Raw genomic sequence first — 17,978 nt, 5'->3', positions numbered from 1 at the left:
GATACCCGGGATCGAAATCTCGCAATGAGTGGGACCGGCTTCAGCTAGCGTCCGCTCAGATCCGGGTGGTCCCGCAGCAATGCCTCGCCCCCGGCGGGCTTCTCGGAGCAGCAGCCTGACGAACCAACCGCCGGCGGTGCGACCAGACGCGGTCAGTGTTCGGTCGGTGGCCGCCAGGCGAAGCGGGGCTGTCGGCGTTCGGTCATCGCCGCTACCCCCTCCCTGGCCTCGCCGGTCGTCGTCACCTTCCGGTGCCACCAGGCGATCCGTGCGGGCTCGGCCCGCTCGTCGATGATCTCCTTCGCGGCGGCGATGCTCAGCGGCGAACGCTGGGCGATGGTCGCGGTCAGCTCGTCCACCCGTACGGCGAGCCGGTCGGCCGGCAGCACCTCGTCGACCAGGCCGATCCGCAGGGCGCGCTCGGCGTCGATCAGCTCTGCGGTGAACAGCAAAAGCTTGGCGGCGGACGGGCCGACCAACCGGACCAGCCGGCGCGTCGTCGGCGCCGGATAGACCAGCCCGAGCCGGGCCGGCGGTACGCCGAACCGGGCGTCGTCGGCGGCGATCCGCAGATCGCAGGCGACAGCGAGCTGAGCCCCACCGCCGACGCAGGCACCCCGGATGGCCGCGACGGTCGGCTTGGCGAACCGGGCCAGCCGTTCCTCGGCGGCCACCGCGATGCTGGCGTCACCGGCGTCCAACAGCTCGGCCAGGTCACCGAGGTCGGCGCCCGCGCAGAAGGCGTCGCCGGCGCCAGTGAGCACCAACGCCCGTACGTCGGGGTCGGGCTCCAGCCGGTCGAGCAGTTCGGGGAGCTGACGCCACATGGCGGCGGTCATCGCGTTACGCCGAGCCGGGTTGTGCATCACCACGGTGGCGACCGGCCCGGCCACCTCGACCGTCAACTCCGCGTCCGACACGTCCGCTCCTTCCCGCGCCCCCGAGGGGCGACGCCGCCAATCTGGTCGCCGACGTCGCGCGTCGGGTGCGGCGACCCTAGCGAAGACGATCAGTCCGGCCCGGCGCAGGCGCACTGCTGAAGCAATCTTGGACAGTTTCCGTCAGCGCAGAGGGTCCAAGATTGCCAGAACGGCGCGGACCGCTTCCGGTCGGATGGGGGGAACCATCGGTTGGGGTCGCGCGTCCGACGGAGATGAGACTCGCATCGACGACCGCCGTCACGGTCGCGTTCCTGGCCGCGCTTCTGACCGGTTGCACCAGCGTCGACCGAGCCCCCACCACCACCCCGACCCAGCCGTCGGCCACCACCGCTACCGCCCCGGCCACCGGCACCTCGCAGCCGACGACCGCCCCCACTGTCAGCGCCGGGGCCAGCGGTGTGGCCCCCCGAGTGACGTTACGAATCTCCGGTGGCTTCGCCGGGCGCGGGGACTCCATCGTCGTCGAGCCGGATGGCCAGTGGACCGTGACGGACCGGGCCGGCAGCCGGAGCCTCGGCCGGCTCACCCCTGCCGATCAGGGCATCCTGGCGGGGCTGGCCGCCGACCCCCGGCTCGCCACCGAGGCGCGGCGGCCGACCACCGCGACCAACTGTTCGGACGCGATGAACTATCGCCTCACCGTGGCCAGCAACGACACCGGGTACGCCGACTGCCCGGCCGACGGCACCCCGCCGCCGGCCACCCAGGCGGTGGTCAAGCTGCTTCTGCGGACCACCGGCACTCACACCAGATAGTCCGAGGGCAAGCCGGTGCCCCGCAGTTGCGGCGGTAGGTGGGCCACGTCGTTGACGGCGACCAGATTCGCCGGGCCGGCCGCGCTGTACCGGATGACTGTCAGCCCCGCGTTGTGCGTGTTCAAGCCCAGCCACCGCCACTCCGGCGCGTCGAGGGCGTGCCGCACCAGCCAGGCGATCAGGAAGCTGTGCGTCACGACCAGCTCGCGGACCGGTTCGCCGCCGGCGGGCCCCTCGGCGACCGGGCCGGCGAACCGCCGCACCGCGTCCGCCGTCACCCGCGGCCCGTCGACCCGCTCGGCCGCCGAGAACTGCGTCAGGAATTCGGCGTACGCGGACGGCAGGCCAGCCGGATCCGTGTCGTGTGGGAGGTGGTCGCCGGCCAGCTCCGTCTCGTACACCGGAACGTCGGAAAGCGACTTGGCGACCAGCTCGGCGGTCTGCGCGGCCCGGCGCAGCGGCCCGTGGTGGACGGCGGCGAACCGCCGGGCCCGCAGGCGTTCGCCCAGCAGGGTGGCCTGCCGCCGGCCGCGCTCCGACAGGCCGGTATCCGGTTCGCCTGCCTCCGATCCACTCGGCTCGGAGAGATCCTGCTCGGCGTGTCGGGTCAGGTACAGCAAGCGGGTCACCATGCCCCACCTCAACACACCGGGAGGTACGAGTTCGACCCGTACCTCCCGGTCCTGCGGCCGTCGGCTCAGTCGGCCCGACCGGACGCCGCCCGCGCGAAGGTGACCGACACCCACAGCCAGCCGGCCGTCACCGCCAGGCCGAACGCCACCATCACGGCCGGTGCCGGCCGGACGATCAGCGTCACCCAGGCCGCCGCGAAGAACATCCCGGTCACCAGGCTGTACGCGGCTCGACCGCGCGCCCCCTGCCGTGCGGCCCGACGGGCTGCCACCACTGTCGCCACGATCAGCGACACGAAAGCGACCGCTGCCACCAGGAAGTGCAGGCCGCCGTGCCAACTGATCTCACCGGCGCCCCGAGGCGTACCGGCCGGAAACCCGTCGGCCGGGTCGGCGCTGAAGATCGCCGCCCCGACCAGGCCCAGGCCGTACAGCGCGAGCAGTCGGGGCAGCCGGACCGATCCGCCGCCTTCGCTGGTACGACGGCGCAATGCTTGGGCGGCCAGCACGCAGAGCACCCCGGTGGCCAGGAACGTGACGATCTGGATCCAACCCAGCTCGCCGGTGCTCAAGACGCTGACCGGGTGGCGACGGAAGTCGAAGCCATCCCGGGTCGCCGCCTGCGCGATCGCCGAGCCGACGAAGATCGGACCGGCGAACACCCCGCCGATCAACAGCATGCGGTCCCGACCGACGGCGGTCGGTCGTACCACGGGAAACGCCGCGGCCTGGCTCATCGCCCGCCCCCTACGCCCCGGGGAACATCTGGCCGATGCGGATCCGGTTGCCGAACGGGTCCCGGATGCCGAAGTCGATCCCGTACGGGCGCTCGGTCGGCTCGTCGGTGATCTCGACGCCCTTCGCCACCAGATCCTCGTGCGTCTTGCGGGCGTCGTCAGTGGTCATGAAGAGGTACCCGCCGAGGGCACCCTTGGTGAGCAGCTCCCGGACCTGCTCGGCGGTGGCCGGGTCCAGCGCCGGCGGGCCGGGCTTCTCCAACAGGATCTCGCGCTCCGGGTCGCCGGGCAGGTTGACAGTGAGCCACCGCATGAAGCCGAGGTCCTGGTCGGTGTTGACCTCCATGCCGAGCTTGTTGACGTAGAAGTCAAGCGCGGCGTCCTGGTCGAGGACGTATATCTGGGAGCGGCTGATCGCGTTCATCGTCATGCCCATGACGCTAGAGGTAGGCCGTGACCTGCGGCTTATCCAAAACTGCTGGGTCGGGTCCAGGCTTTGGTGAAGCACGACGGCACGTTGGCCGGCGCCACACGCTGACGCCGGAAATCCGAGGGGGACTCCCCGACGATCTGCCGGAACGTCCGACTGAACGTGCCCAGGCTGCCGAAGCCGACGGCGTAGCAGATGTCCGTCACGTCCCGGTTGGTCTCCACCAGCAACGACATCGCCCGCTCCACCCGACGGCGTTGCAGATAGCGGTGCGGGGTCTCACCGAAGGTGGCCCGGAAGGTACGGATGAAGTGCGCCTGCGAGACGTGCGCGATCCGGGCCAACGCGGGAATGTCCAGAGGCTCGGCGTACGCCCGGTCCATCGCGTCCCGGGCGCGCAGCATCGCCCGGTTCGACTCCTCCACCGCCCGACTCATCTGCCCCCGTCCCGCTCCGCGCTGCTCCGGCCCCAGGTTAGCGCCGGAAACTGCGTCGTCCGGTCGGGTGGCGCGCCGCTCAATCCGGAGCAGCCGCGGTGGCTGTTTGCTGCCGCGACCAGCTCACCGCGGACGTCGGGGACGGCGCGGCAGAGGCAGAGCGGTGCCGCTCGGATAGGTCTGATGTAATTGGAGCCCCCGGCCGGGATCGAACCGGCGACATCTCGCTTACAAGGCGAGTGCTCTGGCCAGCTGAGCTACAGGGGCGCGTGCGTCGAGGTCAGCATAGCGACTGACGTCCGGTAATCCCGATCGCGATGCCTCCCGAGCACGGGAATCGTCAACAACCCGACGCAGACTCGTTTGACACCGCGTCGATTGATGTCTGACCGTGCCCGAGTGACCGGAATGCGTAGCCCGCCTGGTGGGCTGGGCGGCCCCCGCCTTGGCAGCACGGGTAAACGCGTTTACGGTTCACTGACACGGACGACGACCGGGCGCCCCCGCGACCGCGCCGCCGTCCGCTGAACCGGCACGGACACGTGCCGGTTGCTCCTTCACTCGGATCGTCCGGCACGTTCCTGCCGGTGAAAGGAAGCGCTTCACCATGGCTACTGTCACCTATTCCAAGGCGTCCCGGGTCTACCCGGGCCAAGAGCGTCCCGCCGTCAACGAGCTGGACCTCGAGATCGGCGACGGGGAGTTCCTCGTCCTGGTCGGCCCCTCCGGTTGCGGTAAGTCCACCAGCCTGCGGATGCTCGCCGGCCTGGAGGACGTGGACGCCGGTTCGATCTACATCGACCAGCGTGACGTCACCCACCTTCCCCCGAAGGCCCGCGACATCGCGATGGTCTTCCAGAACTACGCCCTCTACCCGCACATGACGGTGTACGAGAACATGGCGTTCGCCCTCAAGCTGCGCAAGACCTCCAAGTCGGAGATCGACCGGCGGGTCAAGGAGGCGGCCGGGCTGCTCCAGCTGGAGGAGTACCTCAGCCGTAAGCCGAAGGCGCTCTCCGGTGGTCAGCGTCAGCGTGTCGCTATGGGTCGGGCGATCGTCCGCGAGCCGCAGGTCTTCCTCATGGACGAGCCGCTGTCGAACCTCGACGCCAAGCTCCGCGTGCAGACCCGTACCCAGATCGCGTCCCTGCAGGCCAAGCTGGGCGTCACCACGGTCTACGTCACGCACGACCAGGTCGAGGCCATGACCATGGGTCACCGGGTCGCGGTGCTGCTCGACGGTGTCCTGCAGCAGGTGGACACCCCGCGGGCGCTCTACGACACCCCGGCCAACGTGTTCGTCGCCGGCTTCATGGGCTCGCCCGCCATGAACATCAAGACCGTTCCGCTGAACGAGCGGGGCGCCGAGTTCGCCGAGCTGCAGATCCCGCTGACCCGCGAGCAGGTCGAGGCGGCCCGCGCCGAGGGTGGCGACGGCAAGGTCACCGTGGGCTTCCGCCCGGAGGACTGCGAGCTGGTCAGCCCGACCGAGGGCGGCATGCCGGTCGTGGTCGAGCTGGTCGAGGACCTCGGCTCGGACGCCAACGTCTACGGCCACGCCGCGCTGGGTGGCAACTCGGAGCGCTTCGTCGTCCGCACCGACCGGCGCAACATGCCGAACATGGGTGACACCGTGTTCGTCAGGCCGGTTGCCGGTCGCAGCCACGTCTTCCACGCCTCCACCGGCGGCCGGATCTGACGTAACGCCGTACCGACAGGGGCGGTCCGCTTCGGCGGGCCGCCCCTTCGTCGTACCGAAACTGGCTTCTCACCCTGCCTGGGCACCTGACGACGAAGGCCCCCTCCCGCGCTCGGCGGGAGGGGGCCTTCGTTCGACGTGCGCTACAGCTCGACGGAGCGCCGGCGGGCGACCTCGGCCAGGGCGACCGCCGCCGCCACGCTGGCGTTGAGCGACTCGACCTCGGAGATCATCGGGATGCTGACGGTCAGGTCGCAGGTCTCCCCGACCAGGCGGGAAAGACCGCGCCCCTCGGAACCGACCACCACCACCAGCGGACCGACAGCGGCCTCCAGGTTGTAGAGGTCGGTGTCGCCGTCGGCATCCAGGCCGACGACCATGAAGCCGGCGTCGCGGCACGCCTTCAGCGACCGGGTCAGGTTGGTCACCTGTGCGACCGGCACCCGCGCGGCCGCGCCGGCACTGGTCCGCCAGGCGGTCGCGGTGATCCCGGCGGCACGACGCTCGGGTACGAAGACACCCTGCGCACCGAACGCGGCAGCCGACCGGATCACGGCGCCCAGGTTACGCGGGTCGGTGACACCGTCCAGCGCGACCAGCAGCGGGGCCTGCTGCTCCAGGGCAGCGGCGACCATGTCCTCGAACGGCTGGTACGCGAAGGGCGGCACCTGCAAGCCGACGCCCTGGTGCAGCACCCCGCCGGTCATCCGGTCCAACTCGGCGCGGCTGATCTCCAGGTTGGCGATGCCCCGGTCGGCGGCGGTCCGGATGATCTCGTTGATCCGGTCGTCCATGTCGATGCCCTGGGCCGTGTAGAGCGCCGTCGCCGGCACGTTGGCGCGCAACGCCTCCAGCACCGGGTTACGCCCGACAAGCAGCTCCGGGGTGTCCTTGGACGGGTTGGACTTACGCCCCGGCGTGACCCGGGGGCCGGACCGGCCGGTGGGCTTGCCGCCCCGTCCGCCGGTGGCGGCACCCCGGCCGACCGGTACGCCCCGACCGCCACCCCGGCCCCAGGTGGTGTCCTTGCTGCCGGGCTGACCGATCTTGGGGGCGCGCCCCTCCTCGGCCGCGGCGCGGCGCTCCTTGTCCTGCTTCCAGGCGGTGCGCTGGGGCAGCTTCTCGGTGCCCGAGTAGCCCTTGTGCCACGGCCGCTCGTCCGCGGGCAGGGTGCGACCCCGCCCGGCCAACGAGTCCTTGTTCTTGCCGCCGGTGCCCTTGGGGGCGCCTGCCTTCGACGTCAGTCGCCGGCCACGGCGCTGCGAGTTGCCGGCCATCAGTCCTGCTCTCCAATAGTCCAACGGGGGCCCTGGGGGGTGTCCTCGACCACCACGCCGGCCAGCTTGAGCTGGTCACGCACGGCGTCCGCGGCGGTCCAGTCCTTGCGGCCCCGCGCCTGCGCGCGCTGCTCCAGGGCCAGCGCGATCAGGGAGTCCACCACGGCACGAAGGTCGTCCGATCGGCCGCCACCGGTCCAGGCCGGGTCGAGGGGGTCGATCCCGAGAATATCCAGCATTGCCCGCACCACGGCCAGCGTGGTGCGGACGGTCACATCATCGCCGACGCTCAGCGCGGTGTTGCCGTCCCGAATGTGCTGTTGCAGCACGGCCAGCGCGGCGGACGTGTTGAGGTCGTCGTCCATCGCCGCGACGAACCCGGTGGGCAGCTCACCGAGCTGCCCGGCGCCGACCCGCTCGGCGGCCCGCTGCACGAAACCTTCGATCCGCCGGTACGCGGTGGCCGCGTCGCGCAGCGAATCCTCCGAGTAGTCGATCACCGAGCGGTAGTGCGCGGCGGCGTAGTAGTAGCGCAGCTCCACCGGCCGCACTCCGAGCGAGTCCACGTACGCCAGGCCCAGCGCGTTGCCGGCGGACTTGCCCATCTTGGCTCCGCCGATGCTCAGCAGGCCGTGGTGCACCCAGTAGCGGGCGAACGGCAACCCGGCCGCCTGGGACTGGGCGATCTCGTTCTCGTGGTGCGGGAACGTCAGATCCAGGCCACCGCCGTGGATGTCGAACTCCGGGCCGAGATAGCGCCAGCACATCGCCGAGCACTCGATGTGCCAGCCCGGACGGCCCAGCCCCCACGGCGAAGGCCAGTAGGCGTCCGCCGGCTCGTCCGGTTTGGCACCCTTCCACAGCGCGAAGTCGCGCGGATCCCGCTTGCCCCGGTCCGGGGCGTCCCCGGCGGACTGCATGGCGTCCGGAGACTGGCCCGACAGCGACCCGTACGCCGGCCAGGACGCCACGTCGAAGTAGACGTCGCCGGAGCCGTCACTCGCCGGGTACGCGTGCCCGTCGGCGATCAACTTCGTGATCAGCTCATGCATCTCGGGGATGTGCCCGGTGGCGCGCGGCTCGTAGCTGGGCGCCAGCACGTTCAACGACCGGTACGACTCGGCGAGCAGCAACTCGTTGGCGTACGCGATCGACCAGAACGGACGACCCTGCTCGCCCGCCTTGACCAGGATCTTGTCGTCGATGTCGGTCAGATTGCGAATGAAGGTGACCTCGTAGCCGGCGGCCAACAGCCAACGACGCAGGACGTCATAGTTGACGCCGGAGCGAAGGTGACCGATGTGCGGCGGGGCCTGAAGGGTGAGACCACACAGGTAGACCCCCACCTTGCCGGCTTCCCGCGGGACGAAGTCCCGCACCGATCGGGTGGCGGTGTCATACAGGCGTAGCGTCACCGTACAAGGGTAGCTGTCCGTGCCTGTCCGGGTCCGCCGGTGCCGGGTCGTACGCTGCCAGGCGTGGATGCGACCGCACGCTCCGGTGGCTCCGGTGACCCGCCAGCCAAGCCCACCACCCCCGCCGAGACGTCGCAGACGCTGGACCGGGGGTTGCGGCTGCTGCACCTGGTCGCCGACGCCTCTGGCGGTCTGACCGTCACCGAGGCCGCGAATCGGCTCGGCGTCGGCCGGGCCGCCGTCTACCGACTGGTCAGTGCGCTGACCGGGCACGGCATGCTGCGTCGGGACGGAGACGGTCGGCTGCGCCTCGGTGCCGGGTTGCTGCACCTGGCCCGGCGGGCCCAGCCGCTGCTCGCCGAGGGTGCGCTGCCCGCGCTACGCCGCCTCGCCGAGCAGGCCGGCGCGACCGCACACCTGACCGTCGTCGAAGGTGGCGAGGGCGTCGCCCTGGCCGTGGTCGAGCCGAGCTGGACGTCGTTCCACGTCGCCTACCGGTCCGGGGCACGGCATCCACTGGACCGGGGCGCGGCCGGCCGGGCGATCCTGGCCGGTCGGGCCGGGGCGGCCGAGCCGGTGAGTAGCAGCGGGGAGTTGCAGGCCGGGGCGTACGGGGTGGCGGCACCGGTGCTCGGCGTACCCGGCCTGGAGGCCAGCGTCGGCGTGGTCGCGCTCGCCCCGCTGGACGTCGACACCATCGGCCCCCAGGTGCTGGCCGCCGCCCGAGCCATCTCCACCGCCCTCAGCTGACCCCGACCGCCGCGCCCCGCCTCGCGCCCCATAGCACGATCGGCCGGCGGATTCATGGTTGTCCACAGGTCCGGCGGCATGCGCGGGCCGGGTTGTCCACAGGGGTTCCGGTGGCCAGTCGGTGGTCGGCAGGCTGCCGGCATGCCCCCACGTCCGCATCGCCCCGATGCCCTGGCCTGGCAGGTCTTCCGCGGCTCCGACGCTGTCCGGGACGGCCTGCTCACCGAACATCAGTTGCGCAACTCCGCCTGGGTGCGGTTGCGCCACGACATCTACGCCGACTCACGGCTGGGCCATGATCACGGCCTCGCGTGTCGCGCCGCCCTCCTTCGGCTCCCACCCGGCGTGGTGGTCGGCGGCCCGTCGGCCGCCTACCTGCACGGCGTCCAGCACGCCGCGAGCTTTACCGACGATGTGCACGTCCTCGTGCCGCGACCGCTGCGGATCGGCCCACAGCGCGGCCTCCGCGTGCACGTCAACGCCATCACCCCGCTCCGACCGCCGGACGCAGGCCGACAGTCGAGCGCTGGAAGTCCACGTGATGCAACGCGACCTACTGGAGTAGGCCGCCCACCTGCCGGCGGAATGTCCCAACGCCCAGCACGGCACCCGGCCGCGGTGTCCGTCGGAGCGGCGGGCATGGTGGTGGCCGGTCGAGATGATCGGTGGGCGGCGGCCGTCCCGCCCAGGTCCAGTGGGCAAGACCTCCCAATCCCCCGATCCGACCCCGGACGGGCCGCCTGGGAGACGGCCGTCTGGCTCGAACCGGTCCGGGCGGTAGCGATCGTCGATTCGCTGCTCGGGCAGGGGCTGGTCGATCGCGAGACACTGGCTGCCGTGGCTGCCCGCAATGCTGACCGGCCGGGTGCGCGACGAGCGCGCTGGGTGTTCGATATGGCCGACGGCGGAGCCGAGTCTCCGCCGGAGTCACACCTACGCGTGCGGTTGGTGCTGGGTGGGCTGCCCTGCCCAGCGGTTCACCATCCGGTACGCCTGCCCACCGGCGTTGTTCTGCACCCCGATCTGGCCTGGCCGCAATATCGGGTGGCGGTGGAGTACGACGGGAAGTGGCACCTCGACGTAGAGCAGCTGCACCGACACCGCCGCCGGCTGAATCAGCTGGTCGGCGCGGGTTGGCTGGTACTGCACGTGACCAGCCGCCGGCTGCACGGCGAGTTCCCGGCGGTGCTTCGAGAGGTACGCGAGGCGCTGGTCAGCCGCGGCTTGCGACAGGGATCGTCCAGATGACCGGGATCAACTCGGGTTCCTGGAAACCGCGCCATCGTTCAGGCACCAACACGGGGCATTCAAGGAAATCGAGTCGATCATGACTGGCGCCGGGCGACGGCCGGTGACGACATGCCTGGACGAGCCGAGGCCCGGTCGACGACAGGTCGACCGGGCCCCGGAGAACGGTGGCGGTTGGGCCACCGCAATGCGATGTGCGTTACGGGCGGGCGTTCGGCTTGAGCGGGGTCTTCACCGCCGCGTAGGCGTCGACGATCCCGTAGCCGTAGAAGCCGTTGAAGTTGACCCCACCGGCGCAGTACGCGTCGTAGGTCTCGTCCCGGCCCTCGTTGCGGTACTGCTGGAGGCGCGGCTCCGGGCACGCGTGCTCGGCGGCCGTGCGGTAGAGGTGCTGCTCAACCTGGTCCGGCGACATCCCGAAGCCAGTCCGACCCTGCGGCTTGCCGTGCCGGCTGACGATCAGCGCGGCGACACCGGCGGCGTGCGGGGACGCCATCGAAGTGCCCTGGAGGTACGTGTAGTAGCCGCACTCACCGTTGGCCTTGCACTGCTTGAAGACCGAGTTCTCGAAGCCGGGGACGATGTTGCCGTCGGCATCGACCGATTCTTCCTCCTGAAGCACGTGCTTCGGGTACGTGGAAAGGATCATGTTGGCGTCGGTACGGAAGGTGTCGGTGCCGAAGCCGTCCCGGAACCAGCCTCCCGGCGCGGCGACCGAGATCTGCTCGGTGCCGTAGTTGGAGAAGTCCGACTTCTTGCCGGACGGGCCAACCGACGACACGCCGATCACGTGCGGGCCCTCGGTGGGGAGGTCCCAGCAGCTCTCGTTGTCGATCGGTCGGGGGTACGGGTCGGCACCGTAGTCGGGGCTGCTGACGTCGGTGCGCGGTGCACCCAGGTCCTCGTTGTTGTTGCCGAGCGCACCGACGAGGGTCACGCCCTTGTTGTGCGCGAAGACCAGCGCCCGCTTCATCGCCTTGATGATGGCCCGCTGCTCGGCCTGGTCCTCGGGGGAGTCGGCCGGGTTGGCGGTGCAGTTGTAGAGCCACGGGTCGACATAGAACGACATGTTGACCACGTCGATCCCGGACCGGCCGGCGTGGACCAGGGCGTTGACGACCGGGTCGAGGAAGAAGTAGCCGGAGTCCTGGCCACCCTTGAGTTCGACCAGCGAGACGTTCGGGGCGACGCCGGAGAGACCGAAGCCGTTGGCTGCGGCGCCGATGGTGCCGGCCACGTGGGTGCCGTGCCCGCCGTCGTCGGTGCCGACCGGGTCGAGGCAGCTCGGCACCTCGCAGGGGCCGTCCACATCGACCAGGTCGGGCGCGAAGTTGCGCGACAGCGACCAGTTGAAGTTCGGCGCGATGTCCGGGTTGCTGGCGTCGACGCCGGTGTCCAGTACGCCGACGGTCACCCGACGGTCGCCCGGCTCGATCTTGCGGGCCTTGTCGGCCCGGATCATCTCCAGGCCCCAGAGCTTGTCATCGAGCGGATCGAGCTTGGCACCCTTCTTCGCAGCACCGGCAGCACCGGCACGAGCACCGGCGGCGGCCAGCAGGTGCTCCTGCTCGACCCGGTCCAGCTTCGGCTTGCGACCGATGGCCTTCTGCTCGGCGGCGCCGATCAGCGTCGGGGCCGCGGTCGCCCTGGCCGCGAAGTCGGCCCGATCGCTGCTGACCTGGAACATGCCGACCTCATCGGACCGGGACACCACAGTGCCGCCGGCTGCCCGGATCGCGGCGACAGCCGTGTCGGTGGCGACGCCATCCTCGGCGACGACGGTGAAGGTCCGGGAGTTGCTCGGCCCGGCGTTGGCCGGCACACCCAACCCCGTAGCCGTAAGTGCCAGCACAGCCGCGGTCGCGACCGTACGGGCGGTGAAGCGCTTGCTCAGCACATCGGATCCTCTCGTTGAGGGACGTGGCAGTCATCACACAACAACGATCCGGATTACGCCAGTTGAGCGCCCGTTATGGCCGTGAATCCCGCCAGTTCGAGCCGCACCCCGGCCGCGCACAGACACCCCGCACAGACACACGCCGCGCAGACACACGCACGACCGCCAACCCTCACCGACCGTCAAGGGCCAGCTCGGGCTCGGGCATGGCCGGCGCGGGCGTTGCGGGCGACCCGCGCAGCTCGTCGAGGCGTACCAGGGCGACGCCGGCGACGATCAGCGCACCGCCGAACAACTGCCAGCCGGTGGGCAGCTCGTTCAGGAACAGCCAGGCGATCAGCACCGCGAAGAGCACCTCGGTCAGCCCGACGAACGACGACAGGCGGGGCCCGAGGATCCGGGTGCCGGCGATGCCGGTGAGGTACGCGATGACGGCGGCCACCAGCGACAGCCCGGCGATGGGCACCAACCAGCTGGTGGGCTGCCCGGCGAAGGTGACCTCACCGAAGGTGGCGTGCAGCGGCAGCAGGCCGGTCAGCCCGATGAGGAGCAGCACGGCGGCACCGACGGCCATTCCACCGCTGGCCATGGCGACCGAGGGCAGCCGGGGGTCGACCCGGCCGGCGAGCACGAAGTATCCGGCCAAGCCGAACGCCGCGCCCAGCCCCCAGAGCACGCCCACCGGGTGGAAGTCGGCGGTGCCGGCGAGGTCGAGCACGAACGCCAGCCCGGCCAGCGCGGCCACCGACCCGGCGACGGTGAGCCGGCGGGGCGGCTGCCCGTGCCGCAGCCACATCCAGACCACGACGAGGATGATGCCCAGGTATTCCAGCAGCAGCGCGACACCGACGGGCAGGTAGCGCACGGCGTTGAAGAAGCACACCTGGGCCAGCGCCACCCCGAGGAGCCCGAACAGCCCGATGGCGGTGGCGTTGCCTCGCAGCACGTCCCATTTGCCTCGCAGCGACAGCAGGGCGGGGATCGCCAGCACCAGGGCGGCGACCCCGACGCGGGCGATCACCGCGGACTCGGCTGACCAGCCGGCCTCGATGAGCGACCGCGCGAAGGTGCCGGAGGTGGCGAAGGTGACTGCGGAGAGCAGCGCAAGTCCGACGCCGGCAGCAGGTCGTGAGTGCATGTCGCGCTCCTCGCAATGGGCACCGTGTCATGAGCAAACTATCCTTGTACTGATGACGCTAGGCGGAAGCCATGACAGGAGTCAAGTTGCTATTCGCTCATGACACCGAGTGTTCGCTGATCGCCGCCGCGGCGCTGGTCAACACCGCAGGTCGAGACGGTGAGTTGCTGCCCGACATCGCTGCGCTGGACGCGTTCTACGTCCGCCACTCCTACAGCGGCCGGCACGAGCACACCGAGGCCGAGCTGCGCGCCGTACGGGAGCTGCGGCCCCAACTGCGCCGCATCTGGTACGCCGAACCACCCGAGATCGTCGCGGTGGTAAACGGCCTGCTGCTGGAACACAAGGCGCTGCCCCAGCTCATCGAGCACGACGACGAGCCGTTCCACCTGCACGCCGTTCCCCGCGACGCGCCGCTGGCCACCCGGATCGCGGTCGAGGCCGCCATGGCGATGGCCGACCTCGTCCGTACCGGCGAGCTGAGCCGACTGCGGATCTGCGAATACCCGGACTGCGACAACGTCGTCGTCGACCTGTCCCGCAACCGGTCCCGGCGGTTCTGCGAGGCCGGCTGCGGCAACCGTGCCGCGGTGACCGCCTACCGCGCCCGCCGGGCCGCCGGCCGCTCCTGAGCGACGCTCGCCCACTCCTCGGCCCGCACCTCGTACTCCACCTCGCCCTGCTCGGTGCCCGGAATCGGGTCGTCCCACTGGAGGTGGAAGGTCCGCACGTAGTGCAGCCCGGCCTTCACCATCACCCGCCGGGACCGCTCGTTGACAGTCATCGTCTCGGCCCAGACCCGACGCACCCCGACGGTGTCGAAGGCGTACCGGACCAGCGCCCGCGACCCCTCGGTCGCCAGCCCGCGCCCCCACGTCGAGCGGCGCAGCCGATAGCCCAACTCGGCCTCGGTGCCGTCCGCCGACGGGTCCAGCGCGAACCAGCCCAGGAACTCGCCGGACTCCCGATCGTGCGCCGCCCACCGACCCAGCCCGGGACACCTGTCGTACTGGCCCAGCAGCCTCGGCAACTGCTCGTCGCGCACGGTGGCCAGCGGGGTGGCGACGCCCCCGGTGAGGAAACGCATCACCTCGGGGTCGCTGTCCAACTCGACCAGCGCGTCCACGTCGGCCATCGTCAGTCGCCGCAACCGCAGCCGCTCGGTCCCCGCCGGCACACCCGCGCCATCGTCACCCATGGCCCGGATCATCCGCGCCGCCGAAGACCCCGTCGAGCCGTTTACCAGGGCCGGGTGCACCGAAAACCCCGACCGCCGTCGCGGGCGAGGCGGTCGGGTCAGCGCGGAGGCGCGCCCACGAAGAGCCGCCAGGAGTACGCGTCGACAACGAGCACGGGCCCGTCCGAGTCCTTGCTGTCTCGCACCCCGACCACCTCACCGAGATTCGTCGCCACCTCGACGCACTGGTCGTTGGAACCACTCCGGCTGCTCTTACGCCACCGGGCTCGGGTCAACTCCACGACTCTGCCACTTCCCTCAGCAACTCGATCGACTCCTGCGGTGGCAACGCCTGCCCGAGGGTAGCTTCCCAGGTCCGTTGTAGACGCAACAGATCCGCAGGCCGATCGAGTTCTTGGCCGCCGATCTGGCCACCAAGGTAGGCAAGATCGCTGTGGTCGGCCACGGTGGCAAGGATGAATGGCCCGTTCAGGCCGGGATACTCCTCGGCCGAGCGAGGCACCACATGGAGCTGAACCCGCGGATGCTCGGTCGCCAGGCGCGCTAGCTGCAGAGACTGCTCGCACATGACCTTCCGGCCGCCGACGCGTCGCCTCAGTACCGACTCGTCGAGCACCGCAACTACGTGCGGTGGGCGATCCCCGTAGAGAACCCGCTGACTGTCCATCCGGTCCGTTAGCCGACGCTCGACCTCATCGGCGTCGAGCAGTCGGTCCGACTCGAAGATGGCACGGGCATAGCCTTCGGTCTGCAGCAGCCCCGGGACATGCAGCGGGTCGAACCATCGCAGCGCCCGCGCCTCCGCGAGGATCGCCTGCCAGCCGCGTAGCCAGGGCTGCGCCCGGTCCAGGCTGACCAGTTCGGTGGACATCCGACCGAAGAGGCCGCCGGTGTCCAGGGCGCGGTCGACGAGTTCCAGGTACTTGGCGGTGGGCGGCTGCTGCCCCAGCTCGACGGCGCTGACCATCGACGCCGAGTAGTTGACCGCCTTGGCCAGCTCGTCCTGACTCCAGCCGCGCCGGACCCGCGCCCGGCGCAGCTCCGCGATCAGGAACGCCGCCGCCGTCATCTGTCCATCGGCCATGCCGTGCCCGCCCTCCACCCCGCCGACGATCATCTCCAGCCGGCCGCCAGCGACGCTGCCACCCAGAACAGGGCGACTATGACGACGCGGCCAAACCCTTCCGACCGTAGTTGCCTGATCACCAGACTGTGAAGCGCGGCGCCGCTCCCCGTCCCCCGGGATCTGCCGGCGCCGCACGGGACCGCCCGCTCCCCCGTGCCGGGCGGTCCCACCTCCCAGCCAGCCCGGCGGGAGTGCACCTCGGAACAGCGGAGGTGATGCCACAAACGAGTCAGCTCCAAAGCATCCGCCCAAGACATCCTCCGACCACGCCCACCACCCCGACCCGAGACGCCCACCCCGACCCGGAACACGCCAGCCTCCCCGGACGACCGAGGCGCTGCCGGCAGCGACCTCCGCCACCGCCAGGGAGAGACCCGAGGCAAGGTCGTGCTCGATCGTGGAAACAGTCGGGCCCTGACCTGCGGAAGCCGTTACATCCAGGACAACGCCGCCGCGTTGGGCGGAACCGCTGCGACCTGACTCTGCTCCGCGATCTTGCATTTTCTGCCCCGACGCAAGGGGCATATCCACCCATGTCAACAGCAGAAACTGCAAGATCGGCGCGGTCCAGGATCGAGCGCGATCTTGGCGCAGGTCGGCGCAGCGCCCTGGCCGTGCCCGGTCGCCCGACTCACCCTGCGCCAGGAGTACACGCACGACCGGATCGGGTTGAGCATCTACCTGTGCACCGTCCTGCACGAGGCGGCTGCCGACCTGTACCGACTCAACCCGCACGACGGCCCCGACCCCGCCGCGCTCTTCGCCCGCTTCCTCGGCTGGGCGAGACCACGACACCTACCCTGACCAGGGCAACCCACGGCAAGGCGAGGCCGGGCAACGCCGGGCAGGGCGGGGCGAGCCGGGTCAGGGGTGGGTCATCCGGAGCAGGTCCAACGTCTCGTCCAGCTGGGTCTCGGTGAGCTTGCCGGAGTCGACGTGGCCCCGGGAGATGACCACCTCGCGGATCGAGGCTTGCTTGGCCAGCGCCTCCTTGGCGATCGACGCGGCCTCGTCGTACCCCAGGTAGCGGTTGAGTGGGGTGACGATCGACGGTGAGCCCTCGGCGTACGCCAGGCAGACCTCGGCGTCCGCGACCAGGCCGACCACCAGCCGGTCGGCGAAGAGCCGGCTCACCGCGGAGAGCAGCCGGATCGACTCCAGCAGGTTGCGGCCCATCACCGGGAGCATCACGTTCAGCTCGAAGTCGCCCTGGGAGCCGGCGAAGCCGACGGTCGCGTCGTTGCCGATCACCTGGGCGCAGACCTGCCGCATCGCCTCGGCGACCACAGGGTTGACCTTGCCCGGCATGATCGACGAGCCGGGCTGGAGGTCCGGGATGCGCAGCTCGCGCAGGCCGGCGCGAGGGCCGGAGCCCATCCAGCGGATGTCGTTGGCGATTTTGTAGAGGCCGATCGCCACGGTTCGCAGCTGCCCGGAGGTCTCCACCAGCGCGTCCCGCGCGCCCTGCGCCTCGAAGTGGTTACGCGCCTCGCTCAGCGGCAACCCGGTCGACTCGCGCAGCTTCTCGATCACGGCGGCGGCGAAACCGAGCGGGGTGTTGATCCCGGTGCCGACGGCGGTGCCGCCCAGCGGCAGCTCGGCCAGTCGGGGCAGCGCGCCCTCCAGCCGTTCGACCCCGTAGCGGACCTGGGCGGCGTACCCGCCGAACTCCTGGCCGAGGGTCACCGGGGTGGCGTCCATCAGGTGGGTACGCCCGGCCTTGACCACCGTCTCGAACTCGTCGGCCTTGGCCTCCAACGCCGACGCCAGGTGGGCCAGCGACGGCAGCAGGTCTTCGACGATGAACTGGGTGGCCGCCAGATGGATCGAGGACGGGAAGACGTCGTTGCTCGACTGGGAGGCGTTGACCTGGTCGTTCGGGTGCACCGGCGAGCCAAGCTCCCGGCTGGCCAGGGTCGCGATCACCTCGTTGGTGTTCATGTTCGACGAGGTGCCGGAGCCGGTCTGGAACACGTCCACCGGGAACTGGTCGTCGTAACCACCGTCGGCAACGTGCGCGGCGGCGGCGGCTATCGCGGCGGCCACGTTGGCGTCGATCACGCCCAGCTCGCCGTTGACCTCGGCCGCCGCGCCCTTGATCTGGGCGAGGGCCTTGATCTGGGCCGGTTCGAGGCCCCGGCCGGAAATCGGGAAGTTCTGCACCGCGCGCTGGGTCTGCGCCCGCCACAGCGCCTCGGCGGGCACCTCCACCTCGCCCATCGAGTCGCGTTCGATGCGGTAACCGGTCGCCTCTGGAGTCGTCACGCGTACCATCCTGCCGCGCCCGTGGCCGACTCG

General features: G+C 70.6%; 20 protein-coding genes and 1 tRNA gene. 6 read left to right on the top strand and 15 right to left on the bottom strand.

The window, feature by feature from the left end; genetic code table 11:
* Positions 1-152: 152 nt before the first annotated feature.
* Positions 153-920 (bottom strand): enoyl-CoA hydratase/isomerase family protein, encoded by a 768-nt coding sequence (locus ABZ794_RS15140; protein WP_357515945.1) that lies wholly within the window; start codon positions 918-920, stop codon positions 153-155.
* A gap of 233 nt (positions 921-1,153) precedes the next feature.
* Here ABZ794_RS15140 and ABZ794_RS15135 point away from each other — a divergent pair, with 233 nt between their 5' ends.
* Entirely contained in the window at positions 1,154-1,696 is a 543-nt protein-coding gene (locus tag ABZ794_RS15135; protein ID WP_357515943.1) for a hypothetical protein, read from the top strand.
* On the opposite strand, the gene ABZ794_RS15130 is transcribed toward ABZ794_RS15135, so the two are convergent.
* The 5 genes from ABZ794_RS15130 to ABZ794_RS15110 form a co-directional block, all read right to left on the bottom strand.
* Positions 1,684-2,328 carry a histidine phosphatase family protein gene (locus tag ABZ794_RS15130; RefSeq protein ID WP_357515941.1) on the bottom strand — a complete coding sequence of 215 codons (645 nt, stop codon included), beginning with the start codon at positions 2,326-2,328 and terminating at the stop codon, positions 1,684-1,686. The genes ABZ794_RS15135 and ABZ794_RS15130 overlap by 13 nt on opposite strands.
* Before the next feature lie 65 nt (positions 2,329-2,393).
* Positions 2,394-3,065 (bottom strand): DUF998 domain-containing protein, encoded by a 672-nt coding sequence (locus tag ABZ794_RS15125; protein WP_210780870.1) that lies wholly within the window; start codon positions 3,063-3,065, stop codon positions 2,394-2,396.
* Between the two features lie 10 nt (positions 3,066-3,075).
* Entirely contained in the window at positions 3,076-3,495 is a 420-nt protein-coding gene (locus tag ABZ794_RS15120) for a VOC family protein (RefSeq protein WP_210780869.1), read from the bottom strand.
* 35 nt (positions 3,496-3,530) lie between these two features.
* Positions 3,531-3,932, bottom strand: a complete 402-nt coding sequence (locus tag ABZ794_RS15115; RefSeq protein ID WP_357515938.1) for an AraC family transcriptional regulator — start codon at positions 3,930-3,932, stop codon at positions 3,531-3,533.
* 190 nt (positions 3,933-4,122) lie between these two features.
* Positions 4,123-4,199: transfer RNA gene (locus ABZ794_RS15110), tRNA-Thr, on the bottom strand.
* Positions 4,200-4,539: 340 nt separating this feature from the next.
* Here ABZ794_RS15110 and ugpC point away from each other — a divergent pair.
* The gene (ugpC, locus tag ABZ794_RS15105) at positions 4,540-5,631 is read left to right on the top strand and encodes a sn-glycerol-3-phosphate ABC transporter ATP-binding protein UgpC (RefSeq protein WP_210780867.1); all 1,092 of its coding nucleotides are present in this window, start codon (positions 4,540-4,542) and stop codon (positions 5,629-5,631) included.
* Between the two features lie 143 nt (positions 5,632-5,774).
* Here the strand turns inward: ugpC and rlmB are convergent, their stop codons facing one another.
* A complete protein-coding gene (gene rlmB / locus ABZ794_RS15100; RefSeq protein ID WP_196920053.1) occupies positions 5,775-6,908 on the bottom strand; it encodes a 23S rRNA (guanosine(2251)-2'-O)-methyltransferase RlmB in 1,134 nt (377 codons plus the stop codon).
* Entirely contained in the window at positions 6,908-8,323 is a 1,416-nt protein-coding gene (gene cysS / locus ABZ794_RS15095) for a cysteine--tRNA ligase (protein ID WP_238690459.1), read from the bottom strand. Before cysS ends, rlmB begins: the two co-directional genes overlap by 1 nt.
* 141 nt (positions 8,324-8,464) lie before the next feature.
* On the opposite strand from cysS, the gene ABZ794_RS15090 reads away from it, so the two are divergent.
* The gene (locus tag ABZ794_RS15090) at positions 8,465-9,073 is read left to right on the top strand and encodes a helix-turn-helix domain-containing protein (RefSeq protein ID WP_238690468.1); all 609 of its coding nucleotides are present in this window, start codon (positions 8,465-8,467) and stop codon (positions 9,071-9,073) included.
* A gap of 282 nt (positions 9,074-9,355) precedes the next feature.
* Here ABZ794_RS15090 and ABZ794_RS15085 read toward each other — a convergent pair whose 3' ends face one another.
* Positions 9,356-9,547, bottom strand: coding sequence for a hypothetical protein (locus ABZ794_RS15085; protein WP_357515935.1), 192 nt, complete (start codon positions 9,545-9,547; stop codon positions 9,356-9,358).
* Positions 9,548-9,967: 420 nt separating this feature from the next.
* Here ABZ794_RS15085 and ABZ794_RS15080 point away from each other — a divergent pair, with 420 nt between their 5' ends.
* Positions 9,968-10,321 (top strand): hypothetical protein, encoded by a 354-nt coding sequence (locus ABZ794_RS15080; RefSeq protein ID WP_357515933.1) that lies wholly within the window; start codon positions 9,968-9,970, stop codon positions 10,319-10,321.
* Between the two features lie 199 nt (positions 10,322-10,520).
* On the opposite strand, the gene ABZ794_RS15075 is transcribed toward ABZ794_RS15080, so the two are convergent.
* Together ABZ794_RS15075 and ABZ794_RS15070 are read right to left on the bottom strand one after the other, a co-directional pair.
* Positions 10,521-12,215, bottom strand: coding sequence for a S8 family serine peptidase (locus ABZ794_RS15075; protein ID WP_238690467.1), 1,695 nt, complete (start codon positions 12,213-12,215; stop codon positions 10,521-10,523).
* Between the two features lie 175 nt (positions 12,216-12,390).
* Positions 12,391-13,356, bottom strand: coding sequence for a DMT family transporter (locus ABZ794_RS15070; RefSeq protein ID WP_210780862.1), 966 nt, complete (start codon positions 13,354-13,356; stop codon positions 12,391-12,393).
* A gap of 86 nt (positions 13,357-13,442) precedes the next feature.
* On the opposite strand from ABZ794_RS15070, the gene ABZ794_RS15065 reads away from it, so the two are divergent.
* Entirely contained in the window at positions 13,443-13,988 is a 546-nt protein-coding gene (locus tag ABZ794_RS15065; RefSeq protein WP_357515930.1) for a CGNR zinc finger domain-containing protein, read from the top strand.
* On the opposite strand, the gene ABZ794_RS15060 is transcribed toward ABZ794_RS15065, so the two are convergent.
* The 3 genes from ABZ794_RS15060 to ABZ794_RS15050 form a co-directional block, all read right to left on the bottom strand.
* Positions 13,955-14,554 carry a GNAT family N-acetyltransferase gene (locus ABZ794_RS15060; RefSeq protein ID WP_357515928.1) on the bottom strand — a complete coding sequence of 200 codons (600 nt, stop codon included), beginning with the start codon at positions 14,552-14,554 and terminating at the stop codon, positions 13,955-13,957. The genes ABZ794_RS15065 and ABZ794_RS15060 overlap by 34 nt on opposite strands.
* 98 nt (positions 14,555-14,652) lie before the next feature.
* Entirely contained in the window at positions 14,653-14,835 is a 183-nt protein-coding gene (locus ABZ794_RS15055; RefSeq protein WP_210780859.1) for a DUF397 domain-containing protein, read from the bottom strand.
* A complete protein-coding gene (locus ABZ794_RS15050) occupies positions 14,826-15,638 on the bottom strand; it encodes a helix-turn-helix transcriptional regulator (protein WP_357516018.1) in 813 nt (270 codons plus the stop codon). The genes ABZ794_RS15055 and ABZ794_RS15050 overlap by 10 nt, the downstream gene beginning before the upstream one ends.
* Before the next feature lie 591 nt (positions 15,639-16,229).
* Between ABZ794_RS15050 and ABZ794_RS15045 the strand changes: the two genes are divergently transcribed.
* Complete coding sequence (locus ABZ794_RS15045; protein WP_357516016.1) at positions 16,230-16,484, top strand: hypothetical protein; 255 nt, start codon at positions 16,230-16,232, stop codon at positions 16,482-16,484.
* Positions 16,485-16,544: 60 nt separating this feature from the next.
* On the opposite strand, the gene ABZ794_RS15040 is transcribed toward ABZ794_RS15045, so the two are convergent.
* Entirely contained in the window at positions 16,545-17,954 is a 1,410-nt protein-coding gene (locus tag ABZ794_RS15040; RefSeq protein ID WP_357515926.1) for a class II fumarate hydratase, read from the bottom strand.
* Positions 17,955-17,978: the final 24 nt, after the last annotated feature.

The organism is Micromonospora sp. NPDC047187 (assembly GCF_040643355.1).
GTDB classification, from domain to species: domain Bacteria; phylum Actinomycetota; class Actinomycetes; order Mycobacteriales; family Micromonosporaceae; genus Micromonospora; species Micromonospora salmantinae.
The sequence above is the reverse complement of the archived record's forward strand: the minus strand, read 5'-3'. Positions and strand labels throughout refer to the sequence as shown.

Bases quoted from the DNA above. Each gene is read 5' to 3' on its own strand.
- rlmB (WP_196920053.1), bottom strand. From the start codon at position 6,908: ATGGCCGGCAACTCGCAGCGCCGTGGCCGGCGACTGACGTCGAAGGCA.
- ugpC (WP_210780867.1), top strand. From the start codon at position 4,540: ATGGCTACTGTCACCTATTCCAAGGCGTCCCGGGTCTACCCGGGCCAA.
- ABZ794_RS15060 (WP_357515928.1), bottom strand. From the start codon at position 14,554: ATGGGTGACGATGGCGCGGGTGTGCCGGCGGGGACCGAGCGGCTGCGG.
- ABZ794_RS15130 (WP_357515941.1), bottom strand. From the start codon at position 2,328: ATGGTGACCCGCTTGCTGTACCTGACCCGACACGCCGAGCAGGATCTC.
- ABZ794_RS15135 (WP_357515943.1), top strand. From the start codon at position 1,154: ATGAGACTCGCATCGACGACCGCCGTCACGGTCGCGTTCCTGGCCGCG.
- ABZ794_RS15115 (WP_357515938.1), bottom strand. From the start codon at position 3,932: ATGAGTCGGGCGGTGGAGGAGTCGAACCGGGCGATGCTGCGCGCCCGG.
- ABZ794_RS15120 (WP_210780869.1), bottom strand. From the start codon at position 3,495: ATGACGATGAACGCGATCAGCCGCTCCCAGATATACGTCCTCGACCAG.
- ABZ794_RS15040 (WP_357515926.1), bottom strand. From the start codon at position 17,954: ATGGTACGCGTGACGACTCCAGAGGCGACCGGTTACCGCATCGAACGC.
- ABZ794_RS15125 (WP_210780870.1), bottom strand. From the start codon at position 3,065: ATGAGCCAGGCCGCGGCGTTTCCCGTGGTACGACCGACCGCCGTCGGT.
- ABZ794_RS15070 (WP_210780862.1), bottom strand. From the start codon at position 13,356: ATGCACTCACGACCTGCTGCCGGCGTCGGACTTGCGCTGCTCTCCGCA.
- ABZ794_RS15050 (WP_357516018.1), bottom strand. From the start codon at position 15,638: ATGGCCGATGGACAGATGACGGCGGCGGCGTTCCTGATCGCGGAGCTG.
- ABZ794_RS15080 (WP_357515933.1), top strand. From the start codon at position 9,968: ATGGCCGACGGCGGAGCCGAGTCTCCGCCGGAGTCACACCTACGCGTG.